The organism is Amycolatopsis sp. 505, assembly GCF_031625235.1.
GTDB lineage: Bacteria > Actinomycetota > Actinomycetes > Mycobacteriales > Pseudonocardiaceae > Amycolatopsis.
Genome location: NZ_JACKQP010000009.1, coordinates 248,547 through 266,090 on the forward strand (window position 1 = coordinate 248,547; position 17,544 = coordinate 266,090).

Genomic DNA, 17,544 nt, shown 5'->3' on the forward strand with positions numbered 1-17,544 from the left:
GCCTACTGGTGGCAGGTGTAGGTCGGGCTGCTGTCCAGGACCTTGCCGTCGACGCCGACGAGCTGCGACTGGAACGTCGTGTCCGTCATCGACAGCTTCAGGACGCCGAAGGTCTTCAGCAGCTTGGCCGTCGTCGCGTGGGCCGGGCTCAGGTCGTACAGGTTGGCGCCGCCGCTCCCGCCGACGATCTCGACCGGGCCGTTCGCGTCCGCTTTGCCGTCGGCGTTCTGCGGGACGAACCGCTCGTAGTCGTGGTCGTGTCCGTTGAGGACGAGGTCGACCTTGTTGGCCACCATCAGGTTCCACAGCTCGATGCTGTCCGGGTTGTCGCCGTGGTCACCGGAGCTCCACCGCGGGTGGTGGTAGTACGCCGCGACGCAGCCCTTGGTGTTGTTCGCGAGGTCCTGCTTCAGCCAGGTCAGCTGCTCGCTCGGGCCGAATTCGTGGGTGGCGAAGTCGTTGGAGTCGAGGGCGATGAAGTGCCAGTTGCCCATTTCCCAGCTGTAGTAGCGCTTGCCCTGCGGCTTCGCGATGGCGCCGAAGTAGTCGTCGTAGCCCTTGTACGGCGTGTCGTCGTAGGTCTCGTGGTTGCCCGGGATCGGCTTGGTCTTGCTCTTGAACTTGCCCCACGTCGTGGCGTAGTAGGACTTGAAGTCCGAAAGGTGGGCGTCGTCGTACTGGTTGTCGCCCATGGTGATCACGGCTGCGGGGTTCATGTTCTCGACGAGCTTCGCGGTCTTGGGGTGGACGCAGCTCGAGCTGCTCGCGGTGCACTGCTCGGCGATGTCCCCGGCCGCCGCGAGGACGAATCCGGCGCTCCCGGCCGCGGTCTTGACCGTGATCGGCGTGCTCGCGGGTGAGGCGTTCCCCGCGGCATCGCGTGCGCGGACCGCGTAGGTGTAGCTGGTGTTCGGAGTGAGCCCGGTGTCGGTGTAGGACGTCGTCGCGCTGGTGGCGACGGCCGTGCCGTTGCGGAGGACGTCGTACCCGGTGACGCCGACGTTGTCGGTGGCGGCACCCCAGGTCAGCGGGACGCTGGTGGCGGTCGCCGTGCCCGCGGCGAGACCGGCCGGGGTGCTCGGGGCCTGGGTGTCGCCGGAGGAGTCCGTGCTGCCGTAGACCTGCATCTCCCAGAAGGAGTAGCCGTAGCTGGTGGCGCGGGTGAGGCCGACGAAGCGCACGAAGCGGCCGCGGGCGGTGAGGCCGCCGAGGTCGTCGATCTTGCCGTCGCCGGTGTCGACGGTGGCGGCCGTGGTGAACGACGTGCCGTCGTCGGAGACCTCGATCCGGTACTTCTTCGCGTAGGCGGCCTCCCAGTTGAGGACGACGCGGTGGATGCTCGCGGACTGGCCCAGGTCGATCCGCAGCCACTGCGGATCGGCGCCCTCGGCGCTGGCCCAGCGGGTGGTGGTGCTGCCGTCGACGGCCTTGGCGCCCGTGTAGGACGAGCTTTCGGTGGTCGAGGTGGCAACGGGCTTTCCCTGCGACAGCAGGACATCGGCGGCCTGGGTGGTGGCGGCCGCGGCGATCGCGGACGGCAACAGCACCACGGCGGCGAGCACCGGGGTGAGTCGGGTTAACGGGCGTAAGCGGGTGGACGGCACGTCGCGCTCCTTGCGGGCCTGGCGGTGGCGGGTGGGCTGCGGCGTCGGTTAACGAGAGGAAAACAGTTAGGAAAGTTTCCTAACTAAGCGGACTGTAGCGAGGGTCCGTTCCGGCTGACAAGACTTGTCTTGTCCTTGAATCGGTCAAGAGGGTGAGTTTTTCACGCTTTCCGCAGCTCAGCGCGGGTACCGGTGAGCGGCACACTGCTCCGTGCGCCGGGACCGGTCAGCCGGCCGGAGGGGCCTGAAGACCTCGGAAGACCGCGGCGATCAGCCGCCGCCCCTGAGCCGCGCCGTCGTCGTTGTTCGCCACCCGCCACAGGAAGCTCATGAGCATGACGATGTCGGCGGGGTCGTGCCCGGGCGCGATGGAGCCTTCGGCCACACAGGCGTCGACGAGCTTCTTGACGGCGGCCGTCGTGGGCGCCCACGACGCGCTGATCAGCTCCTGGGCCGCGGCACTGTGCAGCGCGTCCCCGAGCCCGTGCTTGACGCGGATGTAGGCCGACAGCGTCTCGAACCACTCGACGAAAGCGGCCTTCGCGGACGAATGGCGGGCCAGCACGTCGTCGGCCGTGGTCGTCAGGCGCTCGATGTCGTGCTGGTAGGCGCCGAGGATCAGGTCCTCGCGGGTCGGGAAGTGGCGGTAGAGGGTCCCGGCGCCGACACCGGCGCGCTTGGCGACCTCGCTCAGCGGCACCAGCGGGTTCTGCGCGAACAGCTCGTGAGCGGCCTCGATGATGGCGATCCGGTTGCGCGCGGCGGCCTTGCGCTGGGTGCCGTACGTACCGTCGGTCATGCCCCGATCATGCCGCATCGCCGACGTGCGGAGAATCCTCCCTGAGTCGCCCCCGTGAAGCTCGGCACCACCGGCCTGGACATTTCGCCGACCGGCGCTGAGGTTTCCCCTGCGGCGCAAGGGTTTTTGACCGGACAAGATCACCCGATCCAGCGATGGTGTTCGCACAGTTGTTCGGTAGCGTGGGTCCCATGGCTCCTGACACCCGCGCCGTCACCGTCCGGCGAAGACCTTCACCGCTCCGAGTGCAGCAGTTTCCGGATCTCCGCCACCGCGGCCCGGCCGGCCCGGTTGGCGCCGACCGTGCTCGCCGAAGGCCCGTACCCGACCAGGTGCAGGCGCGGTTCGAGCACCACCCGCGTGCCGTCCATCCGGATGCCACCGCCGGGTTCGCGCACGTGCAGCGGGGCCAGGTGGTCGATCGCCGCGCGGAACCCGGTGGCCCACAGGATCACGTCGGCGTCGAACCGCTCGCCGTCCGGCCAGATGACGCCGCCGGGCGTGATCCGCTCGAACATCGGACGCCGGTCGAGGATGCCGGCCGCCCGCGCGGCCCGCACCTCCGGCGTCACGGCCAGATCGGTGACGCTGACAACGCTTTCGGGCGGCAGCCCGGCCCGCACCCGCTCGTCGACCTTGGCGACGGCAGTGCGTCCCCAGTTCTCGCTGAAGGGCTCGTCCCGCCAGACGGGCGGCCGGCGCGTCACCCAGGCGGTCGCGCGGGCGAGCGGCGCGAACTCCATGAGCAGCTGAACGGCGGAGGCCCCACCCCCGACGACGACAACCCGCTGCCCACGGAAGTCTTCCGGCCCGGCGTAGTCGGCGGTGTGCAGCTGCCGCCCGGCGAAGGTCTCCTGGCCGGGATAGCGCGGCCAGAAGGGCCGGTCCCAGGTCCCGGTGGCACTGATGACGGCCCGCGCGGCCCACGACTCGGCCGGGCTCGAGACGACCAGCCGCTCCCCCGCCCGCGTCACGGACTGCACGTCGACGGGCCGCAGAACGGGAAGGTCGTAAACGCTTTCGAACCGTCCGAAGTATTCGGAGACGACCTCGGAGGCCGGACGCGTCACGTCGGGAGAGCCGAAGGCCATCCCGGGAAGGTCGTGAATGCCATGGACTTTCCCGAGAACCAGCGACGGCCACCGGTACTGCCAGGCACCCCCGGCCCGCTTCCCGTGGTCGAGAACAACGAACCCGCTCCGGTTCCCGAACCCGGCCCGCCGCAGGTGATAGGCGGCAGACAACCCGGCTTGCCCGGCCCCGATGACCACAACATCCGTTTCGTGATCCGCGCCGCTCATAACGGAGTCAACACCCACGGCACCGGCATATTTCGCGCCCTACATCACACCGCCCGGGCCGCGGCCAGGCCGGGCGTCCCCTTCCGCCCCGGCATCGCAGCTCAAGCCGCCCCGCCCCGGTCGCGACCACCATCCCGCGCTCCAACCCGAGGCCCATGCTCGCCCTGACCTCGACGTAACCGGCGTGCCGCCCTCAAGGCGCCCAACCCGCGACCCAAGCTCGCCTTCCCCTCGGGCGCAACCAGCGTCGCCACCCCCAAGGCGCCCAACCCGCCACCCAAGCCCGCCCTGACCTCGGACACAACCAGCATCCCCGCCCCCAAGACGCCCAACCCGCAACCCAAGCTCGCCCTGACCTCGGACACAACCAGCATCGCCATCCCAAGGCACCCAACCCGGGCCCCAAGCTCGCCTCCCCTCGGGCGCAACCAGCGTCGCCATCCCCAAGGCACCCAACCCGCCACCCAAGCCCGCCTCCCCTTGGGCGCAACCAGCGTCGCCATCCCCAAGACGCCCAACCCGCAACCCAAGCCCGCCCCGCCCTCGGACACAACCAACATCGCCATCCCAAGGCACCCAACCCGGGCCCCAAACTCGCCTCCCCCTCGGGCGCAACCAGCGTCGCCATCCCTAAGACGCCCAACCCGCAACCCAAGCCCGCCTCGCCCTCGGGCGCAACCAGCGTCGCCGCCCCCAAGACGCCCAACCCGCAACCCAAGCCCGCCTCGCCCTCGGACACAGCCAGCATCCCCGCCCCCAAGACGCCCAACCCGCAACCCAAGCCCGCCTCGCCCTCGGACACAGCCAGCATCCCCGCCCCCAAGACACCCAACCCGCAACCCAAGCCCGCCTCGCCCTCGGACACAGCCAGCATCCCCGCCCCCAAGACACCCAACCCAAGATCCGAGCCCGCCCCGCCCTCGGACACAACCAGCATCCCCGCCCCCAAGACACCCAACCCAAGATCCGAGCCAGCCCACCCCCATCGCGACCAGCACCCCTGGCCCCGCTCCCCCTTGAGGCCGAGCGAGCCCCGCCCGCGAGACCAGAGCCGACCCGCCCGCACATCCGGCGCCCAACCGCCGCGTCCCACGGCACGCCAGCGCACCAGCAGCCCCACCACCCAGACCAGCCGATCATCCAGCTCGCCACCGCGGGCCACCCACCCGCGCAACCCGACCGCCCTCACACCGCGACCCGGTTCCGCCCGGCCTCCTTGGCCCGATACAGCGCGGCATCAGCGGTGCGCAGCACATCATCGAGCGTCGGCCCGGCGTCCGGATGCCGCGCGACCCCGATCGACACCGAAAGGCCACTCACCCGGACCGTCCCGGCACCCGTCGAAATCACCACGTTCAGCTCACCCACCGCCACCCGCACCCGCTCGGCGATCGCCAGCACGTCCGCACGGCCGATGCCCGGCAGCAGCACCACGAACTCCTCACCGCCGAACCGGCCCACCGTGTCGCCCTGGCGCACCGACCCGGAAATCGCCACCGCGACCGCCGCCAGCACGTCGTCGCCGGTCAGATGGCCGTACGTGTCGTTGATCCGCTTGAAGTGGTCCAGATCGATCATCAGCACCGCGAAGCCCCCGGCGCCGCGGCGCTGGGCGCGGGTGTGCTCGCGCGTCGCCGATTCGTGCCAGCCGGCGGTGTTGAGCAACCCCGTCTTCTCGTCCGTGACCGCCGCGACCTGCAACTGCTGCTTCAACAACAGGTAGCGGTGCAACAGCAGCAACGGCGCCACCACGAACACCACCAGCACCGGCTGCTCGACCAGCGCAAGGGCAGCGAGCCCGCCGAGACAGAGCGTCGCCAGCTCGAACGCGTTGTCCTCCCACGTGCCGATCAGATCGGCCGCCGACCGCTGGCTCGTATACAGGTAAATGCCGGCCGCCACGAGGCCGACGTTCACCAGCTCGAACACCGCGGCCGCCAAGCACAACGCGAACAACCCGCGCGGCGTCTGCAACGGCGTCCCGTGCAACCCCAGCACCGCGAGAACGGAGGAAGCAGCGAAACACGAGAGCATCGCCCAAGCCGTGCTCGCCACGAAGCGGTGCGCGGGCCGCGTACGGACCTGGCGCCACACTCGCACCCACAGGTGCGTGTAGAGCACGACGGCCAGCAGCGCCACCCACGCCGGTGGCAGCAGGACGACACCGGCGAGGTACCACACGGACGTGACGTTGATGTGCGTCTGCCCGCTCATCCACCGCCGCAACCGCTCGATTCGGCGCGACATCTCGGCCTGCGCCACCCCCAGCGCGACGAGGACGGCGAACCACCCCGGACGCACGGGCCCGCCGAACCCGGTAGCCAGCGCCGTCCCGGTCGCGACGACGGCGAGCAGTTCGCAGCCGAGGGCATAGGCGATCCAGCGGGTCTTGGCGCCATTCCACATCGCCCATCGCGCAGGCCAGCCCGGCCAGGTGGAAAGCGCTTCCCGGCGCACGGCGGCCTGCGCTCTCAAGAGCCGAGGCCACAGACGTGACGAACCGCCATCGTGACGTACCCCTTGCGCGAAGTTCGGCCGACCAGGTAGCCCAGCGTAGCCGTTCCGGCGACGCGCGTCGCCAGTCCGGGCGAATTGCGGCCAACGCCCCTGTTCGAAGACCCGCGCAGGGTAGATCGACCCAGCTCAGCGCCTCACGAGCGGATCACCCGCGCGGACACCCCGGACAGGCCAGGCTCACGTACGCAACACCCGGACGATCACCACCGGGCCGGGCCCCAAGCCCACCGATCCGAATCGGCCTCCTTGCGCAGGGCACGAACGATCGCCACCGAACCGGTCATGCCCGGAGCGCGCCGACCTACTTGCGCAGAGCGCGGACGATCGCCACCAAGCCGACCACCGCGGCGACGGCGACCAGCACGGGAACCACCCGCTTCAGCACCGACTGTCCCGCGTAGTCGAGCAGGTCGATCGCTTCGGTCTCCGGGGGTGCCGGGACGCTGTGCAGCGCCGGCCGGTCCGCCGGCTTGGGCTTCGGCTCGGTGTTGATCTCCGGGGTGGTCGGCGCCGGCTTGACCGCCGGCTGGGGCTTGGCCACCGGCTCGGAGGTGGCCGTCGGTTCGGCCGCCGGCGCACCCTGCTCCGGGACCGGCTTCGCGGCCGGCTCGGCCACCGGCTGGGCGGCGGCCGCCGCCGCGGGGGTGGCCGGGGCATCGCCGGCCGGTGCGGCCTGCGCCGGGGCCGCCCCGGCCGTGGCCGCCTGGCTCGGGGCATCGCCGGCCGCAGCAGTCTTCGCCGAGGCGGCCGCCGCCGCGGGAGCCGCCTGGGCATCGCCGGGCGCAGCGGCCTTCGCCGGGGCGTCACCAGCCGACGCAGCCTTCGCCGAGGCAGGCGCCCCTTCCCCCTCCGCCGGGGCCAGTTTTCCCGACAGGCACCCCGCGAACGTGTCCAGGATCTTCCCGCCCACCTCGCTGATCAACCCGCGCCCGAACTGGGCCGGCTTGCCCGTGATCGCCAGGTCGGTTGCCACCGATCCGTGGGTTCCGCCGTCCTTCTCCGTCAACGTCAGCGTTACCGTCGCCGCCGCTGTTCCGGAGCCGCGGGAGTCCTTGCCCGAGGCCTTGATCGTCACCTTGCGGGCTGCTTCGTCCTTCTCCAGGAACTCGCCGTTTCCCTTGTACAACAAGGAAATCGGCCCGAGCTTGACCTTCACCGTTCCGCTGAACCTGTCCCCTTCGACCTTGGTCAGCGTGGCGCCCGGCATGCACGGGGCGACGCGCTCGGGGTCGACGACCGCCTGCCAGACCTCGCCGATCGGAGCCGGGACGGTGAATTCGTGGTCGAGCCGCACGGGCCGACCTCCTTCCTGAAAGCGGACGGGTCCGCTGCCCACCCTAGCCGCCGCCGGAGCGGCGGCCAGGGTGCAGCGTCAGGCCCCCGCGGCCGCCGCGATGGCGCGTCCCGTCAATACCTCCGCCAGGTGACGGCGGTATTCGACGTCGGCGTTGCTGTCCACCGGCGGATTCGTGCCCTCCGCCGCGTGGGAGGCCGCCGCCGCGATCGATTCCGCCGATGCCTGGACGCCGACCAGTGCCGACTCGACGCCCGAGGCGCGGATCGGGGTCGAGCCCATGTTCGTCAGCGCGACCCGGGCTTCCTCGATGACGCCCGCCTCCGTACGCACCGTGACCGCGACCGCCACCATCGACCACGCCTGGGCGACGCGGTTGAACTTCTCGTAGTGCGCCCGCCACCCCGTGTGCTTGGGGATGCGGATCTCGACCAGCAGCTCGTCCGGCGCCAGCGCGGTGGTGAACAGGTCGCGGAAGAAGTCCGCGGCCGGCACCGTGCGCCGCCCCGACGGGCCGGCCACCACCAGCGAGGCGTCCAGCGCGAGCACCGGCGCCAGCAGGTCGCCGGCCGGGTCGGCGTGGGCGATCGCGCCACCCAGCGTCCCGCGGTGGCGGATCTGCGGGTCGGCCACCGTGTCGGTCGCCGACTTCAGCAACGCCGCGTGCGCCGCCACCAACGCGTCCCGCTGGACGTCGTAGTGCGTGGTCATCGCGCCGATCACCAGCGAGTCGCCCTCTTCGCGGACGCCGCGCAGTTCCGCGACGCGCCCGAGGTCGATCAGCGTCGTCGGCGCCGCGAGGCGCATCCGCAGCACCGGCAGCAGGCTCTGCCCGCCCGCGAGCACCTTGGCGTCCTCGCCCGCCGTCGCCAGCGCCTGGACCGCTTCGTCCACTGTGGACGGACGGACGTAGTCGAAGGGAGCCGGGATCACTGCGCACCTCCGGTGGCGTCGATGGAACCCAATCCGCCGCCCGCTTCGCCGCGGCCGGGGCCGCCCGCGTCGGTGGTGCCGTGCTGGATGGCGTGCCACACCCGCATCGGGGTCAGCGGCATCTCGATGTCGTCGACGCCGAAGGGCCGCACGGCGTCGATCACCGCGTTGACCACCGCCGGGGTGGAGGCGATCGTGCCCGCCTCGCCGACGCCCTTGGCGCCGAGCGGGTTCGTCGTCGACGGCGTTTCCGTGCGGTCGGTGGTGAACGACGGCAGGTCGGCCGCCGACGGCAGCAGGTAGTCGGCGAACGTGCCGGTCGTCAACGTGCCGCTTTCGTCGTGCTCGGTGCCCTCGAACAGCGCCTGCGCGATGCCCTGCGCGAGCCCGCCGTGCACCTGGCCCTCGACGATCAGCGGGTTCACCGCGACGCCGACGTCGTCGACGCAGACGTACGAGCGCAGCGTGATCCGGCCCGTCTCGGTGTCCACCTCGGCGGCGCACAGGTGCGTGCCGTGCGGGAACGAGAAGTTCTCCGGGTCGAACGTCGCGTCCGAGTCGAGCGACGGCTCGACCCCGTCGGGCAGGTTGTGCGCCGCGAACACCGCGAGCGCGACATCGCCCATCGACGTCGACGTGTCGGTGCCCTTGACGGTGAACTTGCCGCCGGCGAACTCGAGGTCGTCCTCGGCGCATTCGAGCAGGTGCGCCGCGATCGGCTTGGCCTTGGCGATCACCTTCTCCGCGGCCTTGACGATCGCGATGCCGCCGACGACCAGCGAGCGCGAACCGTAGGTGTCCATGCCCTTGTGCGACGACTGCGTGTCGCCGTGCAGGATCTCGACGTCCTCGAACGCGACGCCCAGCTGGTCGGCGACGATCTGGCTCCACGCCGTCTCGTGGCCCTGGCCGTGCGCGGACGCGCCGGTCGTGACCTCGACCTTGCCGGTGGGCAGCATCCGGATCGACGCGTACTCCCAGCCGCCGGCGCCGTAGTCGAGCGAGCCGAGCACCCGCGACGGCGCGAGCCCGCACATCTCGGTGAACGTCGAGATGCCGATGCCGAGCTGCACCTTGTCCTTCGACGCGCGGCGCCGCTCCTGCTCGGCGCGCAGGCCGTCGTAGTCGAAGAGCTGCTTCGCCTTCTCGGTGGCAGCCTCGTAGTTGCCGGAGTCGTAGGTCAGCCCGCACACGGTCGTGAACGGGAACTCCTCGTGCTTGATCCAGTTCTTTTCGCGCAGCTCCAGGGGGTCCATGCCGAGCTCGACGGCGAGCTCGTCCATGATCCGCTCGATCGCGAACGTCGCCTCCGGGCGGCCGGCGCCGCGGTAGGCGTCGGTCAGCGTCGTCGTCGTGTACACGTTGGTGCACGCGAAGTGGTACGCCGGGATCTTGTAGATCGCGTTGAACATGAACGCGCCGAGGATCGGCACCCCCGGCCCGACCAGGCCGTTGTACGCGCCGAGGTTGGCCAGCAGCTCGACCTTGAGGCCGGTGACCTGGCCGTCGCGGGTCGCCGAGATGGTGATGTCCTGGATCTGGTCGCGGCCGTGGTGCGCGGCGAGCATCGTCTCCGACCGCGATTCGTTCCACTTGACCGGCTTGCCGAGCTTCTGCGCGACCAGCAGCGACATCATCTCTTCGGGCAGGACGCCGATCTTGCCGCCGAAGCCGCCGCCGACGTCCGGGGCGATCACGCGCAGCTTGTGCTCGGGGATGCCGAGCGTCAGCGCCGACATCACCCGCAGGATGTGCGGGATCTGCGTGGCCGACCACATGGTGATCTGGGTGCCGGTCGGGTCGACGACGCAGGCACGCGGCTCCATGAACGCCGGGACCAGGCGCTGCTGGCGGAAGCGGCGCTTGAGCACGACCTCCGAGGAGCTGATCGCGTCCTCGACGTTGCCGCCGGTCCCGGCCTCGGCCGAGTCGAACTTCCAGACCGCGCTCGTGTTCGTGCCCAGGTCCTCGTGGACCAGCGGCGCGCCGTCGGCGATGGCGGCTTCCATGTCGAGGACGACCGGCAGCTCGTCGTACTCGACGTCGATCTCCTCGAGCGCGTCGTGCGCTTCGGCGGACGAGCGCGCGACGACGACCGCGACGCCTTCACCGGCGAAGTTGACCGTGCCGGCGGCGAGCACCGGGCGGCGCGGCGCCTTCATGTCCGGCGTGATCGGCCACGCGCAGGGCATGCCGACCGCGCCTTCGGGGTCGAGGTCCTGCGCGGTGTAGACGGCGATGACGCCGGGCGCGTCCTTCGCCGCCGACGTGTCGATCGAGACGATCTTGGCGTGCGCGAACGGGCTGCGCAGGACGGCCAGGTGCAGCAGGCCGGGCAGCGTGATGTTGTCGGTCCAGCGGGTGCGGCCGGTGATCAGCCGCTCGTCCTCCTTGCGGCGGCGGGACTTGCCGACCTCCGGTTCGATCGTGGCGGTCATCAGTCACCACCCACGCCGACGTGCTTGTTCTCGGCGATCCGCTCGGCTTCGGGCCCGGCGCCCGGGCTCATGTGCTTCGCGGCGTCGCGGACCGCGCGGACGATGTTCTGGTAGCCGGTGCAGCGGCAGAGGTTGCCTTCGAGACCCTCGCGGACGGCCTGTTCGTCCGGGTCGGGGTTGTCGGCCAGCAGGTCGATCGACTGCATGATCATCCCCGGCGTGCAGAAACCGCACTGCAGGGCGTGGTTGTCGTGGAACGCCTGCTGCACCGGGTGCAGCTTGCCGTCGCGGGCGAGGCCTTCGACGGTGGTGACCTCACAGCCGTCGGCCTGCACGGCCAGTACGGAGCAGGACTTCACGCTGTGCCCGTCGAGGTGGACGGTGCAGGCGCCGCAGTTGCTGGTGTCGCAGCCGACGACGGTGCCGACCTTCCCGAGTTTTTCCCTTAGGTGGTGCACGAGGAGGGTGCGGGGTTCGACTTCGTCGGTGTACTTCGTCCCGTCGACGGTGACGGTGATGCGCATCAGGCCTCCAAAAGCCGGTTCGGGAACGGCCTGCCCGACCGTGATCGGGCTCACAGACCCCGAGCGTGCTACGCGACGTTCGCGTCGACAAGCCCTGATGTCACACGTTCAACTACCTGTTCCGCAGATACGCGCACAGGTGCGGCACAACGCCGCATCCGCGGAACGCCGGACGGGTGAACTTTATCGGCCACCTGGCTGAGTCAGCCGTGAATGCGGCCCGACAGCTCCGCGAGCCGCTTGCCGCCACCGCCCCACCGCAGCGCGATGATCTCCGCGGCGATCGACACGGCCGTCTCTTCCGGCGTGCGCGCACCGAGATCGAGGCCGATCGGCGACGACAGCCGTTCCAGCTCCGCCTCGGTGATCCCGGCCTCGCGCAGCCGCGCGAACCGGTCGTCGTGCGTCTTGCGGGAACCCATCGCGCCGACGTACCCGACGTCCAGGCGCAGAGCGACTTCGAGCAGCGGCACGTCGAACTTGGGGTCGTGGGTCAGCACGGCGATCGCCGTGCGCCGGTCGACGCGGCCCGCGTCCGCCTCGGCCCGCAGGTAGCGGTGCGGCCAGTCGACGACGACGTCGTGCGCGTCCGGGAAGCGGCTGGTGGTGGCGAACACCGGCCGCGCGTCGCACACCGTGACCTGGTAGCCGAGGTAGGCGCCCATGCGCGCCATCGCGGCGGCGAAGTCGATCGCACCGAAGACCAGCAGCCGGGGCGGCGGCTCGAAGGAGTTGACGAACACCGCCATGCCCTCGCCGCGGCGCTGCCCGTCCGGGCCGTAGTGCAGGGTGCCGGTGCGGCCGCTGGCCAGCAGGCCGCGCGCGTCGTCGGCGACGGCGTCGTCCATCCGCGACGACCCCAGCGAACCCGCGGTGCGGTCCGGCCAGACGATCATGTGCTCGCCGACCAGGCCCTCCTGCTCGTGCTCGATCACCGTGACGACCGCGACCGGCTCGCCGCCGCGCACCGACGCGACGACCTCGCCGAGTTCGGGCATCGACGCGCGGTCGACGTGCTCGACGTAGATGTCGATGATCCCGCCGCAGGTCAGGCCGACCGCGAAGGCGTCGTCGTCGCTGACGCCGTAGCGCTGCAGCACCGGCTTGCGTTCGGCGACGACCTCCTGCGCGAGCTCGTAGACCGCGCCCTCGACGCAGCCGCCGGACACGCTGCCGGCGACGGTCCCGTCGGGGGCGACGACCATCGCGGCGCCGGGCGCACGCGGCGCCGAGGAGAAGGTGGCGACCACGGTGCCGAGGCCGACGGTCTCCCCGTCGGACCAGCGGCGGAACACGTCATCGAGTACGTCACGCATCGGAAATCTCCCCGAGCAGTCGTTCCAAGGTGGCCAGGGTGTGCCCGGCCAGGAGCCGGTCGATGTGGGGCAGCGCGGCCACGATGCCCGACTGGACCGGAGCGTACCCCGCGCGGCCGGCGTGCGGATTCACCCAGAATACGGCGTGCGCGAGCCGGCGCAGGTGGGCGAGCTGCTCGCCGAGCAGGCCGGTGTCGCCGCGCTCCCAGCCGTCGGAGAACACGGTGACCACGGCGCGGCGCGCGACTCCGCGCCGGCCCCAGCGGTCGAGGAACGCCTGGAGCGTCTCCCCCAGCCGGGTGCCGCCGGCGAAGTCCGGCACGGCCGAGCCCGCCGCGAGCATCGCGCGCTCCGGGTCGCGCTGCCGCAGCTGGCGCGACACCCGGGTCAGCCGCGTGCCGAGGGTGAACACCTCGACGGACGGCGGCGCGGCCCGGGTCAGCACGTGGGCGAACCGCAGCAGGGCGTCGGCGTACGGGCTCATCGAGCCGGAGACGTCGATGAGCAGCACCACCCGCCGCGGCCGGCTGCCGCGCCGGGCGTGGACGAGCCGGAGGGGCTCGCCGCCACTGGCGAGCATGGCGCGCAGCGTCCGCGGCGGGTCGAGCCGGCCGCGTCGCGACGGCGTCCGCCGGGCGGCCGGGCGCCGCGGGAGCGCGGGTTTCAGGGTGGCCAGCAGCTCGCGGAGGTGTTCGCGCTCGGCGGTGGTGAGTTCGGCGAGGTCGCGGTGGCGCAGGACTTCGTGGGCGCTGGCGGCGACTTTCAGCTGGTCTTGTCCTTCGCCGCCCTCGGCGTCCCCGCCGTCGGCCTCGCCCAGCGGGGCGATCCTGGCCTTCTTGGGCGCGGCGGACGTCGCCCGCTTCGGCGTCGTGGTCTCGATTGAGAACCACTGGCTGAAGGCCTCTTCGTAGTACGGGAGGTCGTCGGGGCTGGAGCAGAGCGTGAGCCGCCCGGCCCAGTACAGCCGGGTGGGTTCGGCGACGTCGATCTCGGCCACGGCGGTGAGGTACGCCTGCACGCGGTGCGCGTCGCAGGCGACACCGGCTTCGCGCAGCGCGGCGGCGAACCCGACGTACCCGGCGACGGGATCGGCGGCAGTGGTCATACGTCCATTGTGCGCTTTTCTGGCGTCCCGGCGAGGAGTCGAACCTCGGACCTCGGCGTTCGTAGCGCCGCGCTCTGTCCTGCTGAGCTACCGGGACGGGGCGGTCTGCGCGCACACCCCTCCCCGGGCAGGCGCGCAGACCGCGCTCTTCGCCGCGGCCGACCCAAGGTAGCGGCGGGTGGGCGCGAAGAGCTTTTCGGAAAGAAAGGGAATTTTCAGCGAACGACGCGGGAGATCGCGCCGCAGGGATTCCGGTCTTGCCGTCGGGTCACGATCTCCTCCTCTCGGGGTGGCGTGCTGGTGGTGAAGAAAGAATGCCTCAGCCGCGAGGGAGGGGCAACGCAATTAAAAACGCCCGCCTCGGCGGTCCTTTGTGGACCGTCGAGGCGGGCGTTGCGGGTTCGCTCAGGCAGCGGCCTTGAAGCCGGGCTGGACGTTGTCACAACCGCGCAGCCCCGCCGTCTTGTTGAGCTCCAGGACCGGCGGCAGCGTCTTCTGGGCGTACGCCTGGAGTTCGGCGAGCTTCGCGTCGTCGACCAGGTCGCGCCGGACGTGGTAGCTGACCCAGTTGCGCGAATCGATGGTCGCCACGCCGATCGGCCGGTTGAGGAAGATCGTCGCGTATTCGCTCTCGAACCGCGGGTCCTTGTCGAAGCCCAGCGTGGTGATCCACGAACCGATGAACGTGATCAGCTCGGGCTTCTCCTGGTTGAAGACGTAGTTGCGGACCCCCGTCACGTCGGACTCGTGCAGGTAGTCGGCCACCTGCTTGTCGCCGAGGCCGGCCAGGTCGAGCACCCGGAGGCGGCTGCCCAGCGACGTCCCGCCGAGGTCGATCAGGCCGACCTGGGCCGAGTCGGGGAGCTTGAGGAGGTCCGCGAGGCCGTTGATCGTCCGGGCATCGCGCTCGGCGACGATGCAGAACGCGGTCTTGACGTTGGCGCGGTAGGACGTGCCCTGGTCGTAGAGCCCGCTCACCGAGCTGACCAGCGCCACCACCAGCAGGCAGGCGAGCGCGATCCGGCCGCGCAGCCGGACCGCGGCCAGCGCCTCGACGACCACGATCGCGGCACCGAACGCGCCCAGCGTCCAGACCGGGGTGGCGAACCGCAGCTGCCCCATCCAGTCGTACTCGAGCACGATGTAGGCGACCACGCTGAGCCCGAACGGCGCCATCAGGGCGATCAGCCCGGTGCGCAGGCGCGACGGCCGGACCATCAGCACCACCAGGCACGCGACGGCGACCGCGACGACCAGCCAGCCCAAGTAGGAGACGATGTCACCGGGGCGGGCGAGGTCCTCGAGCGTCGGCGGCTCCTGCCCCTTCGCGACGGCGGTGTTCGGGACCAGCCGGCCGAACTCGAACCAGCGGAAGACCAGGTACGCGCCGTACGGGACGGCGAAGCCGGCGACGGAGAGCACGACCGCGCGCACGCTGCGGCCGAGCAGCTCCCGCTTGAGGAACAGCAGGACGGCGATCGGGTAGGCCCCGGCGTAGATGATGCCGTCGGGCCGGGTCAGCGCGGCGAGCATCGAGATCAGCCCGGTGCCGACGGCGACCTGGGTGTCGAACAGCCGGCCGCTGTGGACCGCACGCACGATCAGCACCGCGAGCGCGGCGACGGTGAGGGCGTAGAAGGAGTTCTCCAGCCCCGAGAAGCACCAGATGACGAAGGACGGGATCGCGGCGAGCGCGGCCCCGGCGGCGAACGTGATCAGCGCCGGGCGGCGGCTGAGCACCTTCGCGCCGAAGTAGAAGAGCACCAGGATGGCGGCGCAGCAGAGCAGCGCGAGCGCCTTCGGGAAGAGGATCTGGTCGTTGACGCCGAAGAGCGTCCCGTGGTCGAAGAGACCGACGAGCTTGCCGAGGGCGATCAGGACCATCCAGGTCGGGTTGGAGTACCCCTCGACCGGCGCGGCGCCGGGCTGTAGCACGGGCCCGAAGCCGTCGGCGAGGTTGCGCGAGTAGGCGAACGTGATGGCCGAGTCGTCGATCAGCCAGTGCCCGTAGAAGGAGGCGTGCACGGCGATCAGCGCTGTCCCGCCGAGCACGGCGGCCACCGCGGCGAGCTTGCCCCGCCAGCCCCGGCGCGCGGTCGCCGTCCCGGCCGCACCCGGCCGATCCGGTGCTGCTTCGGACGGCGGTCTCGTCTCCGTCGTCTCCGCCACGCTCATCCGCTGGTTCTCCCTCGCTTCGACCCGGCCCCCGACCCGGGTGGTCAGGCGAACAAGGCGTCGAGCTTCGCCCTGACCCGGTCGAGGTCTTCGCTGTATTTCAGGACGGCTCCGAGCGTGCGTGCCGCTGTCGCCGCGTCCAGCTCGTCACGGTGAAGAGTCAAAAGAGCCCGCCCCCAATCGAGGGACTCCGCCACTCCCGGTGGTTTCAGCAAATCCATTTCGCGGAGCCGATGCACCGCTTCAGCGATTTGCCGAGCCAGAGCTGCACTTACCCGCGGGATCCTACGGCGCAGGATCTCGACCTCCCGAACCAGGTCCGGGTGTTCGAGCCAGTGGTAGAGGCAACGGCGTTTCAGCGCGTCGTGCACCTCGCGGGTCCGGTTCGAGGTGAGGATCACCAGCGGCGGGTGCTCGGCGCGGACTTCGCCGTAATCGGGGATGGTCACGGCGTGCTCGTCGAGCAGCTGCAGGAGGAAGGCCTCGAACTCGTCGTCGGCGCGGTCGATCTCGTCGATGAGCAGGACGCACGGGGCGCTGATCAGGGCCTGCAGCAGCGGCCGGGCCAGCAGGAACCGCTCGGTGTAGAGCGAGCGCTCGGCGGCCTCGACGTCGAGCTGCCCGCCGCCGGCCGCCTCGAGCGCGCGCAGGTGCAGCAGCTGGCGGGGGAAGTCCCACTCGTAGAGGGCCTGGGCGGCGTCGATGCCTTCGTGGCACTGGAGGCGGACGAGCGGCCGGTCCAGCGCGGTGGCCAGGGCCAGGGCGAGTGACGTCTTGCCGGTGCCGGGCTCGCCCTCGCAGAAGAGCGGGCGGCCCATCCGCAGGGCGAGGAAGCCGGCGGTCGCCAGCCCGTCATCGGCGAGGTAACCGGTCGCGTCGAGCGCGGCGGCGAGGTCTTCGGGCGAGTCCGTCACGAGTCGATCGTAGGTCTTCCGGCGGGACCGGCGAGATCGCCGGGGCGGTCGACGTCCCGGCCGCTGCCGAGGTCACCGCACTCGACCAGGGCGAGGTCGGCGCGGGTGGCGAGCCAGTCACGGGCGCCACGATCGCCTCGGGCGGTTTCCGCGACCTCGCCCCACCAGCGGCGGCCGAGCACAACGGGGTGACCGGGGACGCCGTCGTAGGCCGCGCGGGCGACGGTTTCGGCGGTGACGTCGGCGATGAGGCGGGCGATGACGTCGGTGCCGACCCACGGGAGGTCCACGAGGTGGACGAGGGCGGCGGCGGGCTCGTCGGTGGTCTCGAGGGAGGTCAGGCCGGCGCGGAGGGAGGCGCCCATGCCGGTGGCCCAGTCCTCGGCCGTCACGGCCTGGGCGGGGTCGGGCAGGAGGGCGCGAACCTGGTCGGCGGCGGCCCCGACGACGACCCGCACGGGGTGACACCCCGCGGCGGTGAGGGTGCGGAGGGCGCGGAGGACGAGAGGTTCCCCGTCGAGTTCGGCGAGGGCTTTGGGGCCCCCGAAGCGACGGCCGGCGCCGGCGGCCAGGAGGAGGCCCGCGACCTGGTGAGGAGTGGTCATGAGGGCGAGCCTGCCCGCG

13 protein-coding genes and 1 tRNA gene are annotated in these 17,544 nt (G+C 71.2%); all 14 read right to left on the reverse strand.

All coding sequences use genetic code 11. From position 1 onward, the window contains the following. Positions 1-2: 2 nt before the first annotated feature. Positions 3-1,562: a discoidin domain-containing protein gene (locus H5965_RS32040; protein ID WP_310974515.1), complete on the reverse strand. Its 1,560-nt coding sequence runs from the start codon at positions 1,560-1,562 to the stop codon at positions 3-5. A 268-nt stretch (positions 1,563-1,830) separates the two neighbouring features. Further along, positions 1,831-2,403 carry a TetR/AcrR family transcriptional regulator gene (locus tag H5965_RS32045; protein WP_310974516.1) on the reverse strand — a complete coding sequence of 191 codons (573 nt, stop codon included), beginning with the start codon at positions 2,401-2,403 and terminating at the stop codon, positions 1,831-1,833. 233 nt (positions 2,404-2,636) lie between these two features. After that, a complete protein-coding gene (locus H5965_RS32050) occupies positions 2,637-3,704 on the reverse strand; it encodes an NAD(P)-binding domain-containing protein (RefSeq protein WP_310974763.1) in 1,068 nt (355 codons plus the stop codon). Between the two features lie 1,185 nt (positions 3,705-4,889). Next, positions 4,890-6,110, reverse strand: a complete 1,221-nt coding sequence (locus tag H5965_RS32055) for a GGDEF domain-containing protein (RefSeq protein ID WP_310994472.1) — start codon at positions 6,108-6,110, stop codon at positions 4,890-4,892. Between the two features lie 412 nt (positions 6,111-6,522). Further along, positions 6,523-7,515 carry an SRPBCC domain-containing protein gene (locus H5965_RS32060; protein WP_310974518.1) on the reverse strand — a complete coding sequence of 331 codons (993 nt, stop codon included), beginning with the start codon at positions 7,513-7,515 and terminating at the stop codon, positions 6,523-6,525. Between the two features lie 78 nt (positions 7,516-7,593). Continuing rightward, a complete protein-coding gene (locus H5965_RS32065; protein ID WP_310974519.1) occupies positions 7,594-8,448 on the reverse strand; it encodes a xanthine dehydrogenase family protein subunit M in 855 nt (284 codons plus the stop codon). Beyond that, positions 8,445-10,886 (reverse strand): molybdopterin cofactor-binding domain-containing protein, encoded by a 2,442-nt coding sequence (locus H5965_RS32070; RefSeq protein WP_310974520.1) that lies wholly within the window; start codon positions 10,884-10,886, stop codon positions 8,445-8,447. Before H5965_RS32070 ends, H5965_RS32065 begins: the two co-directional genes overlap by 4 nt. Beyond that, positions 10,886-11,410 (reverse strand): (2Fe-2S)-binding protein, encoded by a 525-nt coding sequence (locus H5965_RS32075; RefSeq protein WP_091306596.1) that lies wholly within the window; start codon positions 11,408-11,410, stop codon positions 10,886-10,888. Before H5965_RS32075 ends, H5965_RS32070 begins: the two co-directional genes overlap by 1 nt. Positions 11,411-11,613: 203 nt before the next feature. Beyond that, positions 11,614-12,726: an XdhC/CoxI family protein gene (locus H5965_RS32080; protein WP_310974521.1), complete on the reverse strand. Its 1,113-nt coding sequence runs from the start codon at positions 12,724-12,726 to the stop codon at positions 11,614-11,616. Then, complete coding sequence (locus tag H5965_RS32085; protein ID WP_310974522.1) at positions 12,719-13,831, reverse strand: VWA domain-containing protein; 1,113 nt, start codon at positions 13,829-13,831, stop codon at positions 12,719-12,721. Before H5965_RS32085 ends, H5965_RS32080 begins: the two co-directional genes overlap by 8 nt. Before the next feature lie 20 nt (positions 13,832-13,851). After that, a tRNA-Arg gene (locus H5965_RS32090) sits at positions 13,852-13,928 on the reverse strand. Positions 13,929-14,236: 308 nt separating this feature from the next. Continuing rightward, on the reverse strand, positions 14,237-16,006 hold the full coding sequence (locus tag H5965_RS32095; RefSeq protein ID WP_310974523.1) for a hypothetical protein: 1,770 nt from the start codon (positions 16,004-16,006) through the stop codon (positions 14,237-14,239). 44 nt (positions 16,007-16,050) lie between these two features. Further along, positions 16,051-16,920: a MoxR family ATPase gene (locus tag H5965_RS32100; RefSeq protein WP_310974524.1), complete on the reverse strand. Its 870-nt coding sequence runs from the start codon at positions 16,918-16,920 to the stop codon at positions 16,051-16,053. Beyond that, positions 16,917-17,525 carry a nucleotidyltransferase family protein gene (locus H5965_RS32105; RefSeq protein ID WP_310974525.1) on the reverse strand — a complete coding sequence of 203 codons (609 nt, stop codon included), beginning with the start codon at positions 17,523-17,525 and terminating at the stop codon, positions 16,917-16,919. Before H5965_RS32105 ends, H5965_RS32100 begins: the two co-directional genes overlap by 4 nt. Positions 17,526-17,544: the final 19 nt, after the last annotated feature.

Bases quoted from the DNA above. Each gene is read 5' to 3' on its own strand.
- H5965_RS32095 (WP_310974523.1), bottom strand. From the start codon at position 16,006: ATGAGCGTGGCGGAGACGACGGAGACGAGACCGCCGTCCGAAGCAGCA.
- H5965_RS32075 (WP_091306596.1), bottom strand. From the start codon at position 11,410: ATGCGCATCACCGTCACCGTCGACGGGACGAAGTACACCGACGAAGTC.
- H5965_RS32105 (WP_310974525.1), bottom strand. From the start codon at position 17,525: ATGACCACTCCTCACCAGGTCGCGGGCCTCCTCCTGGCCGCCGGCGCC.
- H5965_RS32055 (WP_310994472.1), bottom strand. From the start codon at position 6,110: ATGTGGAATGGCGCCAAGACCCGCTGGATCGCCTATGCCCTCGGCTGC.
- H5965_RS32080 (WP_310974521.1), bottom strand. From the start codon at position 12,726: ATGCGTGACGTACTCGATGACGTGTTCCGCCGCTGGTCCGACGGGGAG.
- H5965_RS32050 (WP_310974763.1), bottom strand. From the start codon at position 3,704: ATGAGCGGCGCGGATCACGAAACGGATGTTGTGGTCATCGGGGCCGGG.
- H5965_RS32070 (WP_310974520.1), bottom strand. From the start codon at position 10,886: ATGACCGCCACGATCGAACCGGAGGTCGGCAAGTCCCGCCGCCGCAAG.
- H5965_RS32085 (WP_310974522.1), bottom strand. From the start codon at position 13,831: ATGACCACTGCCGCCGATCCCGTCGCCGGGTACGTCGGGTTCGCCGCC.
- H5965_RS32045 (WP_310974516.1), bottom strand. From the start codon at position 2,403: ATGACCGACGGTACGTACGGCACCCAGCGCAAGGCCGCCGCGCGCAAC.